We start from the raw sequence: 16,718 nt of genomic DNA, 5'->3' as shown, positions 1-16,718 counted from the left end.
TGATTCCCATGATGAAAGGTGGCATGGCCGGCCTGATGAAGCAGGCACAGCAGATGCAGGAAAAAATGGCCAAGATGCAGGAAGAGCTGGCCAACGCCGAAGTCACCGGCAAATCCGGCGGTGACATGGTGACCGTGGTCATGACCGGTCGCCACGACATCAAGCGCGTCAGCATCGATCCAAGCGTGGTCGAAGGCCTGAGCGAAGACGACAAGGAAATGCTTGAGGCCCTGTTCGCCGCCGCCGTCAACGACGCGGTGCGCAAGATCGAAGCCAACAGCCAGGAAAAGATGTCCGGCATGACCGCCGGCATGCAACTGCCACCGGGCATGAAGCTGCCGTTCTGATTCGCGATCCCGACGGGGATGGGCTACACACAATGCCAGGCACCGCGCCTGGCATTTTTGTGTCCGCTTCAGAAATTCCTGGCGTCGCGGGCCGAGCGCACAAACATCGAACGCTGCCCCTTGGGCAGTGGTCTGCTGCCTATGCACGCCCATCCACGATCAAGGAGACGTTTCCATGTCACAGGCATCGATAACCAACCAGCGCATCGTTCTTGCTTCCCGTCCCAAGGGGGCGCCCGTCCCGGAGAATTTCCGCATCGAGCAGGTGACATTACCGGACCTGGCAGAAGGGCAGGTCCTGCTCAAGACACTGTTCCTGTCCCTGGACCCCTACATGCGCGGGCGAATGAGCGACGCACCGTCCTATGCCGCGCCCGTGCAGATCGATGAAGTGATGACCGGCGGGGCCGTCAGTCGCGTGGAGCGCTCCCTGCATCCGAAATTCCAGGAAGGCGACCTGGTGGTGGGGGTAACGGGCTGGCAGAGCCACAGCATCAGTGACGGCCGCAACATCATCCCCATTCCCTCCGGGCTGCCCAGCCCGTCGATGGCCCTGGGTGTGCTGGGCATGCCGGGCATGACCGCCTACATGGGGTTGATGGACATCGGCCAGCCCCGGGCCGGGGAAACCCTGGTCGTGGCGGCGGCCTCGGGCGCCGTCGGCTCGGTGGTCGGCCAGGTGGCGAAGATCAAGGGGCTGCGGGTGGTAGGCGTGGCCGGCGGCAGCGAGAAATGCAGATACGTGGTGGAGGAGCTGGGGTTCGATGCCTGCGTCGATCATAAACGCGCGGATTTTGCCGAGGAGCTGGCCCGGACCTGTGACAAGGGGATCGACATCTATTATGAAAATGTCGGCGGCAAGGTTTTCGATGCCGTGGTGCCACTGCTCAATGCCAAGGCGCGCATTCCACTCTGCGGGCTGATCGCTTCCTACAATGATCAACAGGCCCCGGACGGTCCCGACCGCCTGCCGCTCCTGCAGCGCACCTTGCTGACCAAGCGGGTGCGGATGCAAGGGTTTATCGTGTTCGACGACTACGGCGACCGGCAGCCGGAATTTCTCAGTGCCATGGCACCCTGGGTCCGGGACGGCAAGGTGAGGTTCCGCGAAGACGTGGTCGATGGCCTCGAGAACGCACCGCAGGCGTTTATCGGCCTGTTGGAGGGACGCAATTTCGGCAAGCTGGTAGTGCGGGTGGCACAGGATTGAGTATTTGACGCTAATCGGAGGCGCGGGTATAAACCGCGTCTCGTTGTCATGTCGGATATTTCCTCAATGAGCTTCAGCCCTTTGATTCGCCAACTGATCGATGCCCTGCGAACCTTGCCGGGCGTGGGTCAGAAAACGGCCCAGCGCATGGCGTTGCAGTTGCTCGAGCGTGATCGCAGCGGCGGCTCACGCCTGGCCCAGGCCTTGAGCCAGGCCATGGAAGGGGTAGGGCATTGCCGCCAGTGCCGGACCCTCACCGAGGACGACCTGTGCCCCCAATGCGCCGACCCGCGGCGGGACGACAGCCTGTTGTGCGTCGTGGAAGGGCCGATGGACGTGTACGCGGTGGAGCAGACCGGGTTTCGTGGGCGTTATTTCGTGCTCAAGGGACATCTGTCGCCCCTCGACGGCCTGGGGCCGGAAGCCATCGGCATTCCTGAGCTGATGGCGCGCATCGAAGAGGCCGGCACCTTCAAGGAAGTGATCCTGGCCACCAACCCGACAGTGGAGGGCGAAGCCACCGCGCACTACATCGCCCAGCTGCTGAGCAACAAAGGCCTGGTCGCCTCACGCATCGCCCATGGCGTGCCGCTGGGTGGGGAGCTGGAGCTGGTGGACGGCGGGACGCTGGCGCATTCGTTTGCCGGTCGCAAGCCGATCGCGTTGTAACCGCTACACAGTACCTGTGGGAGCGAGCCTGCTCGCGATAGCGGTGGATCAGCCAACCTCCATGCGACTGATAGACCGCCATCGCGAGCAAGCTCGCTCCCACAGGTTCGATGGTTGCCTGCCCGTTATTTTTCGCTGAGGGAGAACTGCGTCAGGCAGAAGGTGGGAATGCCCATGTCTTCCAGGCGCTGGGAACCGAGCAGTTCCGGCAGGTCGATGATCGCGGCGGCTTCATGGACCTTGGCGCCCATGCGACGGATCAGGTTGGCGGCGGCGATCAGCGTGCCGCCGGTGGCGATCAGGTCATCGAACATCACCACCGAATCACCCTCGCACAGGCTGTCGGCGTGCACTTCAAGGAAGGCTTCGCCGTATTCGGTCTGGTAACCCTCGGCCAGCACATCGGCTGGCAGCTTGCCTTGCTTGCGAAACAGCACCAATGGCTTGTTCAACTGGTAGGCCAGGATCGAGCCGATCAGGAAGCCCCGGGCATCCATCGCGCCGATGTGGGTGAAGTCGGCTTCGACATAGCGGTGGGCGAAGCTGTCCATGACCAGCCGCAGGGCGGTGGGGGACTGGAACAGTGGGGTGATGTCGCGAAAGATCACGCCGGGCTTGGGGAAATCGATTACGGGGCGGATCAGGGATTTGATGTCGAAGGAGTCGAAGACCATCGTCGAGGTGTCCTGGCAAGGCTGCAAACGCGGCAGTATAGCGCGGCCGAGGGAAACCCTCAGCCGCTCGCATTCATCAGCCGTCGATCGAGCCGCCGGCCAGGGCGCAGAGCTGGATCGGGTCGAGGATGTGGATTTCCTTGCCTTCGGCGGCGATCAGTTCGTTCTGCTGGAAGCGGGTGAATACCCGCGACACGGTTTCCACGGCCAGGCCCAGGTAGTTGCCGATTTCGTTGCGCGACATGCTCAGGCGGAACTGGTTGGCGGAGAAGCCCCGGGCACGGAAGCGCGCGGAGAGGTTGACCAGGAAGGTGGCGATGCGCTCGTCGGCGGTCTTTTTCGAGAGCAGCAGCATCATTTGCTGATCGTCGCGGATCTCGCGGCTCATCACCCGCATCAGTTGGCGACGCAGCTGTGGCAGTTGCAGCGCCAGTTCGTCGAGGCGTTCGAACGGAATCTCGCAGACCGAGGTGGTTTCCAGCGCCTGGGCCGAGACCGGATGGCTTTCGGTGTCCATGCCTGACAGGCCCACCAGCTCGCTGGGCAGGTGGAAACCGGTGAGCTGCTCCTCGCCGCTGTCACTGAGGTTGAACGTCTTCAAGGCGCCCGATCGCACGGCGTACACGGAGTCGAACGTGTCGCCCTGGCGGAACAGGAACTCACCTTTCTTCAAGGGGCGGCCCCGCTTGACGATTTCGTCCAGCGCGTCCATGTCCTCCAGATTCAGAGAAAGTGGCAGGCATAGAGGGGCCAGGCTGCAATCCTTGCAATGGGCCTGGTTGTGTGCGCGCAATTTGACGGGCTCGGACATTTCTTTAATCCTTGTGGGAAAAACACACATCAGCCGTAAGGGTAACCCAGCTCAGGCAACCCGGCCAGTGCGCTTTCGTCGTCAAATTGTCGCGCTCAGATCACGCGGGAGAAGCGCTGGCGATTTTGCTGCTCCAGATAGGCGTCGAACACCATGCACACCGAGCGCACCAGCAGGCGCCCGGCGGGCAGGACCCTGATGTGTTCGCTGTCGAGCTCGATCAGGCCATCGTCGGCCATGACTTGCAGGGATGGCCACACCGAGGCGAAGTACTCGACGAAATCGATGTCGAAGGCTCGCTCGATCTCGGCGAATTCCAGGTTGAAATGGCAGATCAACTGCTGGATCACCGCCCGCCGCAGGCGGTCGTCGGCGGTGCAGAGCAGGCCGCGACTGGTCGCCAGTTGGCCGTCGGCCAGGGTGTTCTGGTACTGGTTCAAATCGCTGTTGTTCTGGCAGTACAGGTCGCCGATCTGGCTGATGGCCGACACGCCGAGGCCGATCAGGTCGCAGTGGCCATGGGTGGTGTAGCCCTGGAAATTGCGTTGCAGGGTGGCCTCTTCCTGGGCGATCGCCAGGTCGTCGTCGGGCAGGGCGAAGTGGTCCATGCCAATGTAGCGGTAACCGGCGGCGGTCAGCTGTTCGATGGTGCCTTGCAGCATGGCCAGCTTTTGCACGGGGCTCGGCAGGTCCTGGCTGTCGATGCGCCGCTGGGGCATGAAGCGCTCCGGCAGATGGGCATAATTGAACACCGACAGGCGATCGGGCTGCAGCTGGATGATCTCCTGTACGGTGCGGGCAAAGTTTTCCGGGGTCTGTTTGGGCAGGCCGTAGATCAGGTCGATGTTGATCGAGCGAAATTGCAAGGTGCGGGCCGCCTCGATCACGGCGCGGGTTTCATCCAGGCTTTGCAGGCGATTGACGGCCCGCTGCACGGCAGGGTCGAGGTCCTGCACGCCGATGCTGACCCGGTTGAATCCCAGTTCCCGCAACAGGCCCATGGTGGACCAGTCGGCTTCCCGTGGATCGATCTCGATGCCGTAGTCGCCGGAATCGTCATCCTGCAGATTCAGGTGCTTGCGCAGCTTGGCCATCAACTGGCGCAACTCGTCATGGCTGAGGAACGTTGGCGTGCCGCCGCCCAGGTGCAACTGTTCCACGCGCTGGGTCGGGTCCAGATGGCAACCGATCAGCTGGATTTCCTGTTCCAGGCGCTGCAGGTAGGCGTGGGCACGGCCCCGGTCCTTGGTGATGACTTTGTTGCAGGCGCAGTAGTAGCAGATGTTCGCGCAGAACGGCACGTGCACGTACAGCGACAGTGGCCGCAATGCCTTGCGGCTCTCGCGCAGGGCGTGGAGCAGGTCGAAGGTCCCCACCTGGCTGGTGAATTGCGCCGCGGTCGGGTACGAGGTGTAGCGAGGCCCCGCCAGGTCATAGCGGCGGATCAGGTCTGGGTCCCAACGAATGGCGTCGAGCATGCGGGCGTTCCCCGGATAAACTGGCATGGGGCGAGTCTAGGGATGCCAGCGGGGGAGCGTCTTGATTTGCATCAACGGGCGTCGACTGTGGGCAGGGGCGTGGTGAGTGTACGAGCGAGCCTGCGAGGGATGACGGTTGCCGATCAGTGCCCCATGAGCCAATGCTGGTGCGGCCCCGGCAGGGTCCAGAGGCCGAAGACCATCACCAGCAGCCCGCCGGCCACGCGCACGCTGCGCTTGCGCAACAGCGCCGTGACGCGCTCTGCCGCCAGGCCCGTGGCGAGCAGTACTGGCCAGGTGCCGAGGCCGAAGGCAAGCATCAAGAGCGCGCTGTCCAGCGCGTTGCCCTGGCTCGCCGACCACAACAGGGTGCTGTAGACCAGGCCGCACGGCAGCCAGCCCCATAACGCGCCCAGCAGCAGGGCCCGAGGCAGGCTCGAAACAGGGAGCAAGCGATTGGCGACGGGCTGGATGAGCCGCCACAGCCCGCGACCGACGCTTTCGATACGGGTCAGGCCGCTCCACCAGCCCGCCAGGTACAGGCCCATGGCGATCAGCAGCAAGCCGGCCAGGACCCGCAGGATCATCGCCGCTGCGCTGTTGGCGACAGCCCAGCCGGCCAGGCCGATCAGCAGTCCGGCGGTGGCATAGCTCAGGATCCGTCCCAGGTTGTACGCCAGCAGCAGCCGCAAGCGCCGGCTGCGCTGTTCCTTGGGAATCGCCAGGGTCAGGGCGCCCATGAGGCCGCCGCACATACCCAGGCAGTGCCCACCGCCCAACAGGCCGAGAATGACCGCCGAGACCAGTTGCAGCGCCAGCTCAAGCATGAGGAGGGGCCTTGTCGTCCGGTTCGCGGGGTTGACCGTCGGCCTCGTCCACCGCGGCCTTGTGGTTCGGGTCCTGGTCGTCGAACAGGATGCTGTGGGCCGGGCCGTCGAGGTCGTCGTACTGCCCGCTGTCCACGGCCCAGAAGAAGATGTAGACGGCGATGGCGACGATCAGCAGTGCCGCCGGGATCATCACATACAGAGCTGGCATTGTCGGAACTCCATGCCCGCGCGGCTCAGGCCGGCAGCGGGCGGGTGTCGGGGGTGGTGGCGCAAACGGGCGCCCGGGGCTGGCGAGTCAGCCTCAGCGCATTCAACACCACGGTCAACGAACTGATGGACATACCGACCGCCGCCCAAACCGGTGTGATCCAGCCGAGGGCGGCGAACGGCAGCATGAGGCCATTGTACAGCGCGGCCCACGCCAGGTTCTCGATAATCACCCGGCGGGTGCGGCGGGCCAGGGCGAAGGCGTGGACCAGGGCGTCGAGGCGGTTGGACAGGAGCACCGCGTCGGCGCTGGTCTTGGCCAGGTCGGTGGCCGAGCCCATGGCGACGCTGATGTCCGCGGCCGCCAGCACCGGCACGTCGTTCACGCCGTCGCCGAGCATCAGTACCTTGTGACCCTGCTGGTGCAACTGCTGCAGCACCGCCAGTTTGTCGTCCGGGCGCAGGCCACCCCGGGCCTCGTCGATGCCCAGTTCGGCCGCCACGCCGGCCACCATCGGCGAGCTGTCGCCCGACAGCAGCAGCGTACGCCAGCCGCGCGCCTTGCAGGCCGCCAGCAGTGCCGGGGCATCGGCGCGTAGCCGATCGTCCAGGACAAACCACGCCAGCGGCCCGTCGGTATCGCCCAGCAGCAGCCATTGACCGGGTTCGTCTGGCATCGATGGAACGGTGGCGCCGCTCAACTCACAAACGAAGCCGGGGTGGCCGATGCGCAGGCGTCGTTCGGCCACCCATCCCTCCAGGCCCAGCCCCGGGGTGCTTTGCACTTGCTCGGCGGCCAGGGGCGCACGCCCGAAGGCGCGGGCGATGGGATGCTCGGAGCGGTTTTCCAGGGCTGCGGCCAAGCCCAGGCACTGGTCGCTGTCCAGGGCGGCCAGCGGACGAATGGCACGCAAGGCCAGGCGACCTTCGGTGAGGGTGCCGGTCTTGTCGAAAATCACCGTATCGATCTGATTCAATCCCTCCAGCACATGCCCGCGGGTCAACAGCAGCCCGAGCTTGTGCAGGGAGCCGGTGGCGGCCGTGAGGGCGGTGGGGGTCGCCAGGGACAATGCGCAAGGGCAAGTGGCGACCAGCATCGCCAGGACGATCCAGAATGCCCTGGACGCATCCAGCTGCCACCACAACAGGCCGATGGCGGCCACGGCGATCAGGGAAAACAGCAGGAACCACTGGGCGGCGCGGTCGGCGATTTCCGCCAGGCGCGGTTTTTCGGCCTGGGCTCGTTCCAGCAGGCGCACGATGGCCGACAACCGAGTGTCTTGTCCCAGGGCCAGTACTTCGACCGTCAGCGCTCCTTCGACGTTGAGCGTGCCGGCAGTGACTGCATCGCCCGCCTGGCGAGGCTGGGGCAGGTATTCGCCGGTCAGCAGCGACTCGTCGACACTGGACTGGCCGTCGAGGATCCGGCCATCGGCCGGCAGGGTCGCGCCGGGCTGTACCAGTACCCGGTCGCCGACGCGCAACTCGCTGAGCAGGATGCGTTCACTCTGGCCGTTGTCTTCCAGGCGCAGGCACGACGCGGGCAACAGGTTGACCAGTTGCGCGGTGGCGGCGGCGGTACGTTCCCGGGCCCGGCGCTCCAGGTATCGGCCGGCCAGCAGGAACAGGGCGAACATGCCCACGGCGTCGAAATACAGTTCTCCCGTACCGGTGATGGAAGTCCAGATTCCGGCGACATAGGCACTGCCGATGGCCAGGGACACGGAAACGTCCATGGTCAGGTGGCGGGTGCGCAGGTCACGCATCGCGCCCTTGAAGAAAGGCGCGCAGCTGTAGAACACGATCGGGGTGGTGAGGAACAGCGCGACCCAGCGCAGGATGGTGTGCATCTCGGGGCTCAGGTCGATGTTGAATTCCGGCCAGGTGGCCATGGTCGCCATCATGGCCTGGAACCACAGCAATCCGGCCACGCCGAGCTGACGCAGGGCCAGGCGGTTCTGTGCAGCGAGCTGTTCGCTGGCCTGGTCGGCGTGGTACGGGTGGGCGGCGTAGCCGATGCGGCGCAATTCGGCGAGCAGCGTGCTCAGGGGCAAGCGAGCGTCGGCCCAGCGTACATGCAGGCGATGGTTGGAGAGGTTCAAGCGCGCCTCGGCCACGTCCGGGAGGCTGCGCAGCTGTTTCTCGATCAGCCAGCCGCAGGCGGCGCAACTGATGCCCTCCATCAGCAGGGTGGCTTGCGCCAGTTCGCCCTCGTGGCGCACAAAGGATTGCTGGACATCGGGACGGTCATACAGGGCCAGTTCGTCGGTCAACTGGGTGGGCAGGGTCTCGGGGTTGGCCGAGGCCTCGCTGCGATGCTGATAATAACTCTCCAGGCCGCCTGCCACGATGGCCTGGGCCACCGCCTGGCAGCCCGGGCAGCACAGCTCGCGGGTTTCACCCAGGACAACGGTGGTAAAGCGACTGCCGGGAGGCACGGGCAGGGCGCAGTGGTAGCAGGGCTGTGGAGTGGTCATGGTTGTCGCATGAAAGCCTTTTGTGGCGAGGGAGCTTGCTCCCGCTCGGCGACGAGCCGCCGTTGTCAGAGAACGCAATATGCCTGAAAGGGGCGCCGGACCAAACACAGGGCCGCTTAGCGGCCCAATGGGAGCAACTCCTTGGCCGCAGGAAAAGCGGCTTATTTGTGCAAGTCTTCAGCGCCTTGCAGCGGCTCGTCACCGAGCAAGACGTCCTGGTCATGGTTGATCTGTTCTTCTTCGAACAGGCGCCAGGTCTTGCCGTTCTCCATGCCCAGCAGTTCCACGAAGCGCCGGCCTTCGATCTTGTCTGTCAACTGTCCGACATACCGCCCAGGCTCGCTGTCGTTGCGGGTCAGGACGACCTTGCGGTCCTTCTCCGGCTGGGTCGGCGAAATCAGGCTCAGTTCCAGGGTCTGGGGCCGGCTGTTGCCGCTCAGGCGCAGGTTCACTTCGCCGGTGACGTCATCGAGCTGCACATTGGCATGCAACTGCAGGGTCTGGCCCAGCAGCTCGCGCTCCAGGGAGCGGTTGATGCCCTTGCCGGCTTCGTAGTAGTTGTCGTTCACCAGGTTGTCCGGGTTGTTCACCGCGATGGTCACCATGGACAGGCTCAGCACCACCGAGCAGGTCAGGATGCCGATGATGATCCAGGGCCAGAGGTGCTTGTACCAAGGGCTGGAGGCAGTTGCTGCAGGCATGTCATTTCTCTCAACGAGTTTGTGGGCCGATGAACCGGCTCTTGGCTTCAACATGAACGCTGTCGTCATCGGCATCCTTGAGGATGAAAGTCACCTCATTGGTGCTGGACGGCAGTTGATCCGGAGCGCTGGACAGTTCAACCGGCTGGCTGAAGATGTCGCCGGCCGCGACCTTGATTTCCCGCCGGCCCTGAAGCTTGAGGTCAGGCAGGCCGGTGGCTTCCAGCACATAGGTGTGATCGCGCTGGTCCTTGTTCATGATTTTCAGGCTGTAGACGTTTTCGATCCGGCCTTCGGCGTTCTCGCGGTACAGCACGCGGTCCTTGCTGACGTCGAAGCCCACCAGCGAACGCATGAAGAACGCGGTTACCAGCAGGCTGATCATGGTCAGCAGGACCAGGGCATAGCCGATCAGGCGCGGACGCAGTTTATGGGTTTTCTGCCCCGACAGGTTGTGTTCGGTGGTGTAGCTGATCAGGCCGCGGGGGTAGTCCATCTTGTCCATGATGTTGTCGCAGGCGTCGATGCAGGCGGCACAGCCGATGCACTCGATCTGCAGGCCGTCGCGGATATCGATACCGGTGGGGCAGACCTGGACGCACATGGTGCAGTCGATGCAGTCCCCCAGTCCAAGGGCCTTGTAGTCGATGCCTTTCTTGCGCGGGCCACGGCTTTCGCCGCGACGCGGATCGTAGGACACGATCAGGGTGTCCTTGTCGAACATCACGCTCTGGAAGCGGGCATAGGGGCACATGTAGATGCACACCTGCTCGCGCAGCCAACCGGCGTTGCCATAGGTGGCGAGGGTGAAGAAGCCGACCCAGAAATACGACCAGCCGTCGGCCTGGCCGGTGAAGAATTCGAAGACCAGTTCGCGAATGGGGGTGAAGTAGCCGACGAAGGTCATGCCGGTGACGAAGCCGATCAGCAGCCACAGGCTGTGCTTGGCGAACTTGCGCAGGAATTTGTTGGCGCTCATGGGCGCCTTGTCCAGCTTGATGCGCTGGTTGCGGTCGCCTTCGGTGACTTTTTCACACCACATGAAGATCCAGGTCCACACGCTCTGCGGACAGGTATAGCCACACCAGATCCGCCCTGCATAGACCGTGATGAAGAACAGGCCGAAGGCCGCGATGATCAGCAGTCCCGACAGCAGGATGAAGTCCTGGGGCCAGAAGGTCGCGCCGAAGATGAAGAACTTGCGTTCCGGCAGGTTCCACCAGACGGCCTGGTGGCCACCCCAGTTCAGCCAGACCGTACCGAAATACAGCAGGAACAGTAATGCGCCGCCGACCATCCGCAGGTTGCGGAACAGGCCGGTGAAGGCACGCGTGTAGATCTTTTCCCGAGAGGCATAAAGGTCGACGGTTTTGTTCGCGTCCTTGGCAGGCGGGGTGACGTCATGTACCGGAATCTGGTTACTCATCGAATGCATCCCACGGCAGTGGAAAAGTGCCGAGGCCAGTACGTGCCGACCACGGTCAGAAAGGGCGTTGCAATGGCGCAATGATACGCCTGTCGCTTCAGGCCACGGGTGCGACCTTTGGTCGCGTTGGGCGTCTGCATAGAATGGTGTAGCGGATGTAACAAGTCATGACCCAGATCAATTGACTATTGTAGGAGCTGCCGTCTCAAGCGGCTGGACTGGATGACCATGGGTTGAGCACCGCCACGCCGCTGTTATGAAAATCACTCACGTTGCGGGTGACTAAGGTCAGCCCGTGGACCAATGCAGTGGCAGCAATCAGTGCATCGCATTCATTGCTGCGATCCGGAACGTGCAGGCGAGCGCAGCGCAGCGCGACAGCGCGGTCGACCGCCAGGATTCTTCCGGCGAATGCGGGCATGACATGGTTGTCCAGCCATTCGCGCAGGCGGCTGCCTTGTACCGGGTCCCTGCGTTCGAAGCGCAACACGCCGGTTTCCAATTCCAATACGGTAATCGCCGAGAGGTAAAGGCTAGGGGCGGGCACGCCACGCGCCCAGGCCTGTACGTTCTTATCGGCTTGAGGCTTGCGCAGTTCCGAGATGACGTTAGTGTCGAGCAGATACATCAGGACAGGTCCACCGGTCGAGGAGAGATGACGGCACGTTCGATATCGAAATCGATATCCGGTGTGTCGGGCATGACCAGCAACTCGACAATGCTGGTGCCAACGCCGGTCAGTTTCTGGTACTCCTCAATGCTTAGCAGCACGTGGGCCGGCTTGCCACGGTCGGTGATGATGACCGGCCCCTGGCGGGTGGCTTTTTTGGCACCACTTGTGTCGTGGTTGAATTCGCGGCTGGAAATAGTGGTGATGGACATGGCGGCGTCCTCAATAGAACTGAATGTAGGCACGTTACTACCGCTGCTGATTGCGGGCAAGATAAAACCATTTCGTCCTGTCGCACCGGCAAACAAAAAGGCCCCGTCAACGCTGGTTGACGGGGCCTTCGGTACATCAGGCGTTAGCTTTACTGGGCGTCGGCCGCAGGTGCTTTCTCGCCGTGAGACAGGCTGTAGACATAGGCAGCCAGCAAGTGGACCTTGTCGTTGCCTTGCAGGTCGGCCTGGGCCGGCATCTGGCCCTGGCGGCCGTAACGGATGGTCTGCTGCAGCTGGGCGAAACTCGAACCGTAGATGAAACCGGCTGGATGCGTCAGGTCAGGCGCGCCCATGGCAGGCGTGCCTTTGCCGGCCGGGCCGTGACAGGCCACGCAGTTGGCCGCGAACAGTTTCTGGCCGTTGGCCGGATCGGCCTTGGCACCTTCCGGCAGCTTGCGACCGTGCAGGCTGGTCACTACGTAGGAGGCCACGTCGGCTACGCCTTGCTCGCCCACCACGGCAGCCCAACCCGGCATGACCGCGTGACGACCGCCCATGATGGTGGTCTTGATGGTTTCCGGTTCACCGCCCCAGCGCCAGTCGGCGTCGGTCAGGTTGGGGAAGCCATAGGCGCCCTTGGCGTCGGAGCCGTGGCAGACCGAGCAGTTGGAGGCGAACAGGCGGCCACCCATCTTCAGGGCTTGCGGGTCCTTGGCGACTTCTTCGATGGGCATGGATGCGAATTTGGCGAAGATCGGACCGAACTTGGCGTCCGAACGAGCCATTTCCTTTTCCCATTCGTGCACGCCGGTCCAGCCGGTCTGGCCATTGGCGAAAGGGGTCTGCTTTTCGGTGTCCAAGTAGTTATAGCCCGGCAGCAGGCCTTTCCAGTTGCCCAGGCCCGGGTAGAGCACCAGGTAACCGAGGGCGAACACGATGGTGCCCACGAACAGCATGAACCACCACTTTGGCAGAGGGTTGTCATATTCCTCGATGCCATCGAACGAGTGGCCAACGGTCTCGTCCGTTTGTTCGGCGCGCTGGCCCTTGCGGGTCGACAGCAGCAGCCAGGTCAGGGAGAAGATGGTTCCCAGACTGAGGACTGTGACGTACAGACTCCAGAACGTAGTCATTCTTTGTTACTCCTAGAAGCTTGCTCGACGTGCTTGATGGCTTCGGGATCATCCGCGAACGGCAGCAAGGTCGCGTCGTCAAACTCCGACTTGCGCTTGGGGCTGAACACCCACAGGGCCAGACCGATAAAGGCCACCATCACGACGACGGTGCCCAGGCCACGAATCATCCCGATATCCATCTAAATCACCGTTTGCTTTTGATGATGGTGCCCAGGCCTTGCAGATAGGCCACCAGCGCGTCCATTTCAGTCTTGCCCTTCACGGCATCCCTGGCACCGGCGATGTCTTCGTCGGTGTAAGGAACGCCCAGGCTGCGCAGGACTTCCATTTTTTTCGCGGTGTCTTTGCCGTCGAGCTTGTTTTCTACGAGGAACGGGTAGGCCGGCATTTTCGACTCCGGCACCACGTTGCGTGGGTTGTACAGGTGCGCACGCTGCCAATCGTCGGAGTAGCGACCGCCAACACGGGCCAGGTCCGGACCGGTGCGCTTGGAGCCCCACAGGAACGGGTGGTCCCAGACGCTTTCGCCGGCGACCGAGTAGTGGCCGTAGCGTTCGGTCTCGGCGCGGAACGGACGGATCATCTGCGAATGGCAGCCGACACAGCCGTTGGCGATATAGACGTCGCGGCCTTCCAGTTCAAGGGCGGTGCGCGGCTTCATGCCTTCGACCGGCTTGTTGGTCACGTCCTGGAAAAACAGCGGAACGATCTGGGTCAGGCCGCCGACGCTGACGGCGATGACCATGAAGAAGGCCAGCAGGCCGATATTCTTCTCTACTGCTTCGTGCTTCATCAGTGAGCTCCAACTACGGCGATCTTGGCGGCGGCTTCAGCTTCAGCCGGGTCAGAAGCACGAACGGTGCGGTACACGTTGTAGGCCATGAGCAGCATGCCGCTGGCGAAGAACGCGCCGCCCAGGGCACGCACGATGAAACCAGGGTGACTGGCTTGCAGCGCCTCGACGAACGAGTAGGTCAGGGTGCCGTCATCGTTGATTGCACGCCACATCAGGCCCTGGGTGATGCCGTTGACCCACATCGAGGCGATGTAGAGCACGGTACCGATGGTCGCGAGCCAGAAATGCGCGTTGATCAGGCCGGTGCTGTGCATCTGCGCACGACCGAACAGTTTCGGGATCATGTGGTAGATGGCGCCGATGGAGATCATCGCTACCCAGCCGAGGGCGCCGGCGTGTACGTGGCCGATGGTCCAGTCGGTGTAGTGGGAGAGGGAGTTGACGGTCTTGATCGCCATCATCGGGCCTTCGAAGGTCGACATGCCGTAGAACGCCAGGGACACCACCAGGAACCGCAGGATCGGGTCGGTACGCAGCTTATGCCAGGCGCCGGAGAGGGTCATCATGCCGTTGATCATGCCGCCCCAGCTTGGTGCCAGCAGGATGATCGACATCGCCATGCCCAGGGACTGGGCCCAGTCCGGCAGCGCGGTGTAGTGCAGGTGGTGCGGACCGGCCCAGATGTACAGGGTGATCAGCGCCCAGAAGTGCACGATGGACAGGCGATAGGAGTAGATCGGACGCTCGGCCTGCTTCGGCACGAAGTAGTACATCATCCCCAAGAAGCCGGTGGTCAGGAAGAAGCCCACGGCGTTGTGGCCGTACCACCACTGGATCATCGCGTCGGTCGCGCCCGAGTAGGCCGAGTACGACTTGAACAGGCTGACCGGCAACGACATGTGGTTGACGATGTGCAGCATGGCCGTCACGACGATGAAGGCACCGTAGAACCAGTTGCCCACATAGATGTGCTTGGTCTTGCGCTTGACGATGGTGCCGAAGAACACCAGACCGTAGGTCACCCAGACGATGGCCAGCAGGATAGCCAGGGGCCATTCCAGTTCGGCGTATTCCTTGGTGGTGGTGAAACCCATTGGCAGGGTCACGATCGCGCCGACGATCACCGCTTGCCAACCCCAGAAGGTGAAGGCGGCGAGGCTGTCGGAAATCAGTCGCGTTTGGCAGGTTCGCTGCACGACGTAGTAGGAAGTGGCAAACAATGCACAACCACCGAAGGCGAAGATCACCAGGTTGGTGTGCAGTGGGCGCAGGCGTCCAAACGTCGTCCATGGCAGATCGAAGTTCAACTCCGGCCAGACCAGTTGCGAGGCGATGAAGACACCGAGCCCCATGCCAAGGATCCCCCAGACCACCGTCATGATGGCGAACTGGCGGACTACCTTATAGTTATAAGCAGTCGGACTGATTGCTGTGCTCATTCTAAGGTTCCACGGTTTGGGTGTTTTATTAGGATAAAAATCGGCCGCAGTATGGAGAAAGCAGGGGGTCATTGCAACGCGCCATGACCTGGGTCAATGCTTTCCAACGCTGATTCTGCGGCCTTTCCATGTATTGCGTAGGGACAAAATCCGGCCCCGGCAAACAGCCGCGGCAAAGGAAAGAGGCGAGGGGGTCGGGTCGGTTGTAACGGGGTGTGTTCACACAACGGGTTCGGGTGATACGCAGCTATCTCGAAAATAGCCGGTATCTGCCTGTCTTTGCGGCATTTTTATCGAACGATTGTCGAACACATCGGGTCGGGTCGACCTGAAACCGGCAGTCGCCAGTACACGCAGAGGAGAGCTTAGACCCGATTGCGGTGAACCGAAAGGAAGATCATGGGAGGGTGCGACAATGCGTCGCGCAGTGAGGCGAACAACCGCATTCGAGTGAATGCGGTTGTTGGTGTGGTCAGGATTTATTGGCTTTTGTGTTCAGCCTGCAGGCGCTCGGCACCGGCAGGGTGGGACAGGCTGTAGACGTAAGCTGCAAGCAACTGCACCTTGTCATTGCCCAGCAGTTCGTTCTGGGCCGGCATATGACCCTGGCGACCATGGCGAATGGTCTGCTGCAGCTGTGCCAGGCTGGTGCCGTAGATGAAGCCAGCCGGTTGCGTCAGGTTCGGCGCGCCCATGGCTTCGGTGCCCTGGCCAGTGGCGCCATGGCAGGCGACACAGGTGGTATTGAAGGCCTGCTTGCCGGCTTCCAGGTCGGCGCCGCTGTCCGCTGGCAACGGCAGGCCGGCCAGGTCATGACGCACATAGGCGGCTACGTTCTTGACCCCGGCATCGCCCAGCACCTCGCCCCAGGCCGGCATTGCCGCCATGCGACCGCCCATGATCGTGGCCTTGATGGTTTCGGCATTGCCGCCCCAGCGCCAGTTGCTGTCGGCCAGGTTCGGGAAGCCGAACGCGCCCTTGGCGTCGGAGCCGTGGCAGACCGAGCAGTTGGAGGCGAACAAGCGACCGCCCATCTTCAGGGCCTGCGGGTCCTTGGCGACTTCTTCCACCGGCATCGCGGCGAATTTGGCGAAGATCGGTCCGAACCTGGCGTCGGCCTTGGCCATTTCCTTTTCCCACTCATGGGCGCCGGTCCAGCCGTTCTCGTAGCCGGGCAGGATGCCTTTCCAGTTGCCCAGGCCCGGGTAGAGGACCAGGTAGCCGACGGAAAACACCAGGGTGCCGGCGAACAACAGGAACCACCACTGCGGCAGCGGGTTGTCGTACTCCTCGATGCCGTCGAAGCTGTGGCCCATGGTCTGGTCGACGCTGCCCTTGGTCTCGCCCTTGCGGGTGCCGATCAGCAGCCAGGTCAGGCCGATGAGGCTGCCGATGGTCAGTACGCAGATCCACGTACTCCAGAAGGTGGTCATGGCCGGGTACTCCTTGTTGCAGGGTCTTGGGGATTGGCGGTGTCGGCGGGTGGCTCGTCGGCGAACGGCAGCAGGCGGGCCTGGGCGAATTCAGGGCCGCGTTTGCTGCTGAAGACCCACAGGATCAGGCCGACGAAGGCAACGAAGACCACGACCGTGCCCAGCCCTCGGATCATTCCAGTGCTCATTTCAAGAAACATGG

The 16,718-nt window shown here is 62.9% G+C and carries 19 protein-coding genes; 3 read left to right on the top strand and 16 right to left on the bottom strand.

The features are described from left to right. Nucleotides 1-8: 8 nt before the first annotated feature. The 3 genes from BW992_RS24685 to recR all read left to right on the top strand — a co-directional run bounded on the left by BW992_RS24685 (nucleotide 9) and on the right by recR (nucleotide 2,226). Nucleotides 9-347: a YbaB/EbfC family nucleoid-associated protein gene (locus BW992_RS24685; RefSeq protein ID WP_053153324.1), complete on the top strand. Its 339-nt coding sequence runs from the start codon at nucleotides 9-11 to the stop codon at nucleotides 345-347. A 175-nt stretch (nucleotides 348-522) separates the two neighbouring features. Continuing rightward, nucleotides 523-1,557, top strand: a complete 1,035-nt coding sequence (locus BW992_RS24680; RefSeq protein ID WP_072389067.1) for an NADP-dependent oxidoreductase — start codon at nucleotides 523-525, stop codon at nucleotides 1,555-1,557. Nucleotides 1,558-1,623: 66 nt separating this feature from the next. After that, the gene (gene recR / locus BW992_RS24675; RefSeq protein WP_072389065.1) at nucleotides 1,624-2,226 is read left to right on the top strand and encodes a recombination mediator RecR; all 603 of its coding nucleotides are present in this window, start codon (nucleotides 1,624-1,626) and stop codon (nucleotides 2,224-2,226) included. Between the two features lie 125 nt (nucleotides 2,227-2,351). Here the strand turns inward: recR and BW992_RS24670 are convergent, their stop codons facing one another. From BW992_RS24670 to BW992_RS24595, 16 genes are all read right to left on the bottom strand, one after another. Continuing rightward, nucleotides 2,352-2,900 (bottom strand): adenine phosphoribosyltransferase, encoded by a 549-nt coding sequence (locus tag BW992_RS24670; protein ID WP_072389063.1) that lies wholly within the window; start codon nucleotides 2,898-2,900, stop codon nucleotides 2,352-2,354. A gap of 76 nt (nucleotides 2,901-2,976) precedes the next feature. Next, nucleotides 2,977-3,711, bottom strand: coding sequence for a fumarate/nitrate reduction transcriptional regulator Fnr (gene fnr / locus BW992_RS24665; RefSeq protein ID WP_072389061.1), 735 nt, complete (start codon nucleotides 3,709-3,711; stop codon nucleotides 2,977-2,979). A gap of 95 nt (nucleotides 3,712-3,806) precedes the next feature. Next, entirely contained in the window at nucleotides 3,807-5,189 is a 1,383-nt protein-coding gene (gene hemN / locus BW992_RS24660; RefSeq protein WP_076407231.1) for an oxygen-independent coproporphyrinogen III oxidase, read from the bottom strand. Nucleotides 5,190-5,332: 143 nt separating this feature from the next. Next, nucleotides 5,333-6,016 (bottom strand): sulfite exporter TauE/SafE family protein, encoded by a 684-nt coding sequence (locus BW992_RS24655; protein WP_076407230.1) that lies wholly within the window; start codon nucleotides 6,014-6,016, stop codon nucleotides 5,333-5,335. After that, entirely contained in the window at nucleotides 6,009-6,227 is a 219-nt protein-coding gene (ccoS, locus tag BW992_RS24650) for a cbb3-type cytochrome oxidase assembly protein CcoS (protein ID WP_053158784.1), read from the bottom strand. Before ccoS ends, BW992_RS24655 begins: the two co-directional genes overlap by 8 nt. Before the next feature lie 25 nt (nucleotides 6,228-6,252). Further along, on the bottom strand, nucleotides 6,253-8,703 hold the full coding sequence (locus BW992_RS24645; protein WP_076407229.1) for a heavy metal translocating P-type ATPase: 2,451 nt from the start codon (nucleotides 8,701-8,703) through the stop codon (nucleotides 6,253-6,255). A 161-nt stretch (nucleotides 8,704-8,864) separates the two neighbouring features. Then, nucleotides 8,865-9,404 (bottom strand): FixH family protein, encoded by a 540-nt coding sequence (locus tag BW992_RS24640; RefSeq protein WP_072389052.1) that lies wholly within the window; start codon nucleotides 9,402-9,404, stop codon nucleotides 8,865-8,867. A gap of 10 nt (nucleotides 9,405-9,414) precedes the next feature. Beyond that, nucleotides 9,415-10,830 carry a cytochrome c oxidase accessory protein CcoG gene (gene ccoG, locus BW992_RS24635; RefSeq protein ID WP_072389050.1) on the bottom strand — a complete coding sequence of 472 codons (1,416 nt, stop codon included), beginning with the start codon at nucleotides 10,828-10,830 and terminating at the stop codon, nucleotides 9,415-9,417. A gap of 205 nt (nucleotides 10,831-11,035) precedes the next feature. Beyond that, the gene (locus BW992_RS24630) at nucleotides 11,036-11,458 is read right to left on the bottom strand and encodes a type II toxin-antitoxin system VapC family toxin (RefSeq protein ID WP_072430348.1); all 423 of its coding nucleotides are present in this window, start codon (nucleotides 11,456-11,458) and stop codon (nucleotides 11,036-11,038) included. Continuing rightward, complete coding sequence (locus BW992_RS24625) at nucleotides 11,458-11,712, bottom strand: type II toxin-antitoxin system Phd/YefM family antitoxin (protein WP_072389046.1); 255 nt, start codon at nucleotides 11,710-11,712, stop codon at nucleotides 11,458-11,460. Before BW992_RS24625 ends, BW992_RS24630 begins: the two co-directional genes overlap by 1 nt. A 149-nt stretch (nucleotides 11,713-11,861) precedes the next feature. Further along, nucleotides 11,862-12,845, bottom strand: coding sequence for a cytochrome-c oxidase, cbb3-type subunit III (gene ccoP / locus BW992_RS24620; protein ID WP_053158766.1), 984 nt, complete (start codon nucleotides 12,843-12,845; stop codon nucleotides 11,862-11,864). Next, nucleotides 12,842-13,027, bottom strand: a complete 186-nt coding sequence (locus tag BW992_RS24615) for a CcoQ/FixQ family Cbb3-type cytochrome c oxidase assembly chaperone (RefSeq protein ID WP_003183474.1) — start codon at nucleotides 13,025-13,027, stop codon at nucleotides 12,842-12,844. Before BW992_RS24615 ends, ccoP (BW992_RS24620) begins: the two co-directional genes overlap by 4 nt. A 5-nt stretch (nucleotides 13,028-13,032) precedes the next feature. Further along, a complete protein-coding gene (gene ccoO, locus BW992_RS24610) occupies nucleotides 13,033-13,641 on the bottom strand; it encodes a cytochrome-c oxidase, cbb3-type subunit II (RefSeq protein ID WP_053158763.1) in 609 nt (202 codons plus the stop codon). Further along, nucleotides 13,641-15,083 (bottom strand): cytochrome-c oxidase, cbb3-type subunit I, encoded by a 1,443-nt coding sequence (gene ccoN / locus BW992_RS24605; RefSeq protein ID WP_053158760.1) that lies wholly within the window; start codon nucleotides 15,081-15,083, stop codon nucleotides 13,641-13,643. Before ccoN ends, ccoO begins: the two co-directional genes overlap by 1 nt. A 479-nt stretch (nucleotides 15,084-15,562) precedes the next feature. Next, complete coding sequence (gene ccoP, locus BW992_RS24600; protein WP_072389044.1) at nucleotides 15,563-16,516, bottom strand: cytochrome-c oxidase, cbb3-type subunit III; 954 nt, start codon at nucleotides 16,514-16,516, stop codon at nucleotides 15,563-15,565. Further along, nucleotides 16,513-16,716, bottom strand: a complete 204-nt coding sequence (locus BW992_RS24595; protein ID WP_072389042.1) for a cbb3-type cytochrome oxidase subunit 3 — start codon at nucleotides 16,714-16,716, stop codon at nucleotides 16,513-16,515. Before BW992_RS24595 ends, ccoP (BW992_RS24600) begins: the two co-directional genes overlap by 4 nt. Nucleotides 16,717-16,718: the final 2 nt, after the last annotated feature.

Source organism: Pseudomonas sp. 7SR1, from assembly GCF_900156465.1.
Taxonomy (GTDB): Bacteria; Pseudomonadota; Gammaproteobacteria; order Pseudomonadales; family Pseudomonadaceae; genus Aquipseudomonas.
This window is presented reverse-complemented; position numbering and strand designations above follow the sequence as displayed.

Excerpts from the sequence above, each read along its gene's own strand:
- ccoO (WP_053158763.1), bottom strand. The coding sequence starts at position 13,641 with ATGAAGCACGAAGCAGTAGAGAAGAATATCGGCCTGCTGGCCTTCTTC.
- BW992_RS24595 (WP_072389042.1), bottom strand. The coding sequence starts at position 16,716 with ATGTTTCTTGAAATGAGCACTGGAATGATCCGAGGGCTGGGCACGGTC.
- BW992_RS24645 (WP_076407229.1), bottom strand. The coding sequence starts at position 8,703 with ATGACCACTCCACAGCCCTGCTACCACTGCGCCCTGCCCGTGCCTCCC.
- BW992_RS24680 (WP_072389067.1), top strand. The coding sequence starts at position 523 with ATGTCACAGGCATCGATAACCAACCAGCGCATCGTTCTTGCTTCCCGT.
- BW992_RS24630 (WP_072430348.1), bottom strand. The coding sequence starts at position 11,458 with ATGTATCTGCTCGACACTAACGTCATCTCGGAACTGCGCAAGCCTCAA.
- BW992_RS24615 (WP_003183474.1), bottom strand. The coding sequence starts at position 13,027 with ATGGATATCGGGATGATTCGTGGCCTGGGCACCGTCGTCGTGATGGTG.
- BW992_RS24655 (WP_076407230.1), bottom strand. The coding sequence starts at position 6,016 with ATGCTTGAGCTGGCGCTGCAACTGGTCTCGGCGGTCATTCTCGGCCTG.
- ccoG (WP_072389050.1), bottom strand. The coding sequence starts at position 10,830 with ATGAGTAACCAGATTCCGGTACATGACGTCACCCCGCCTGCCAAGGAC.
- ccoP (WP_072389044.1), bottom strand. The coding sequence starts at position 16,516 with ATGACCACCTTCTGGAGTACGTGGATCTGCGTACTGACCATCGGCAGC.
- hemN (WP_076407231.1), bottom strand. The coding sequence starts at position 5,189 with ATGCTCGACGCCATTCGTTGGGACCCAGACCTGATCCGCCGCTATGAC.
- ccoP (WP_053158766.1), bottom strand. The coding sequence starts at position 12,845 with ATGACTACGTTCTGGAGTCTGTACGTCACAGTCCTCAGTCTGGGAACC.
- BW992_RS24670 (WP_072389063.1), bottom strand. The coding sequence starts at position 2,900 with ATGGTCTTCGACTCCTTCGACATCAAATCCCTGATCCGCCCCGTAATC.
- recR (WP_072389065.1), top strand. The coding sequence starts at position 1,624 with ATGAGCTTCAGCCCTTTGATTCGCCAACTGATCGATGCCCTGCGAACC.
- BW992_RS24625 (WP_072389046.1), bottom strand. The coding sequence starts at position 11,712 with ATGTCCATCACCACTATTTCCAGCCGCGAATTCAACCACGACACAAGT.
- ccoN (WP_053158760.1), bottom strand. The coding sequence starts at position 15,083 with ATGAGCACAGCAATCAGTCCGACTGCTTATAACTATAAGGTAGTCCGC.
- fnr (WP_072389061.1), bottom strand. The coding sequence starts at position 3,711 with ATGTCCGAGCCCGTCAAATTGCGCGCACACAACCAGGCCCATTGCAAG.
- BW992_RS24640 (WP_072389052.1), bottom strand. The coding sequence starts at position 9,404 with ATGCCTGCAGCAACTGCCTCCAGCCCTTGGTACAAGCACCTCTGGCCC.
- ccoS (WP_053158784.1), bottom strand. The coding sequence starts at position 6,227 with ATGCCAGCTCTGTATGTGATGATCCCGGCGGCACTGCTGATCGTCGCC.
- BW992_RS24685 (WP_053153324.1), top strand. The coding sequence starts at position 9 with ATGATGAAAGGTGGCATGGCCGGCCTGATGAAGCAGGCACAGCAGATG.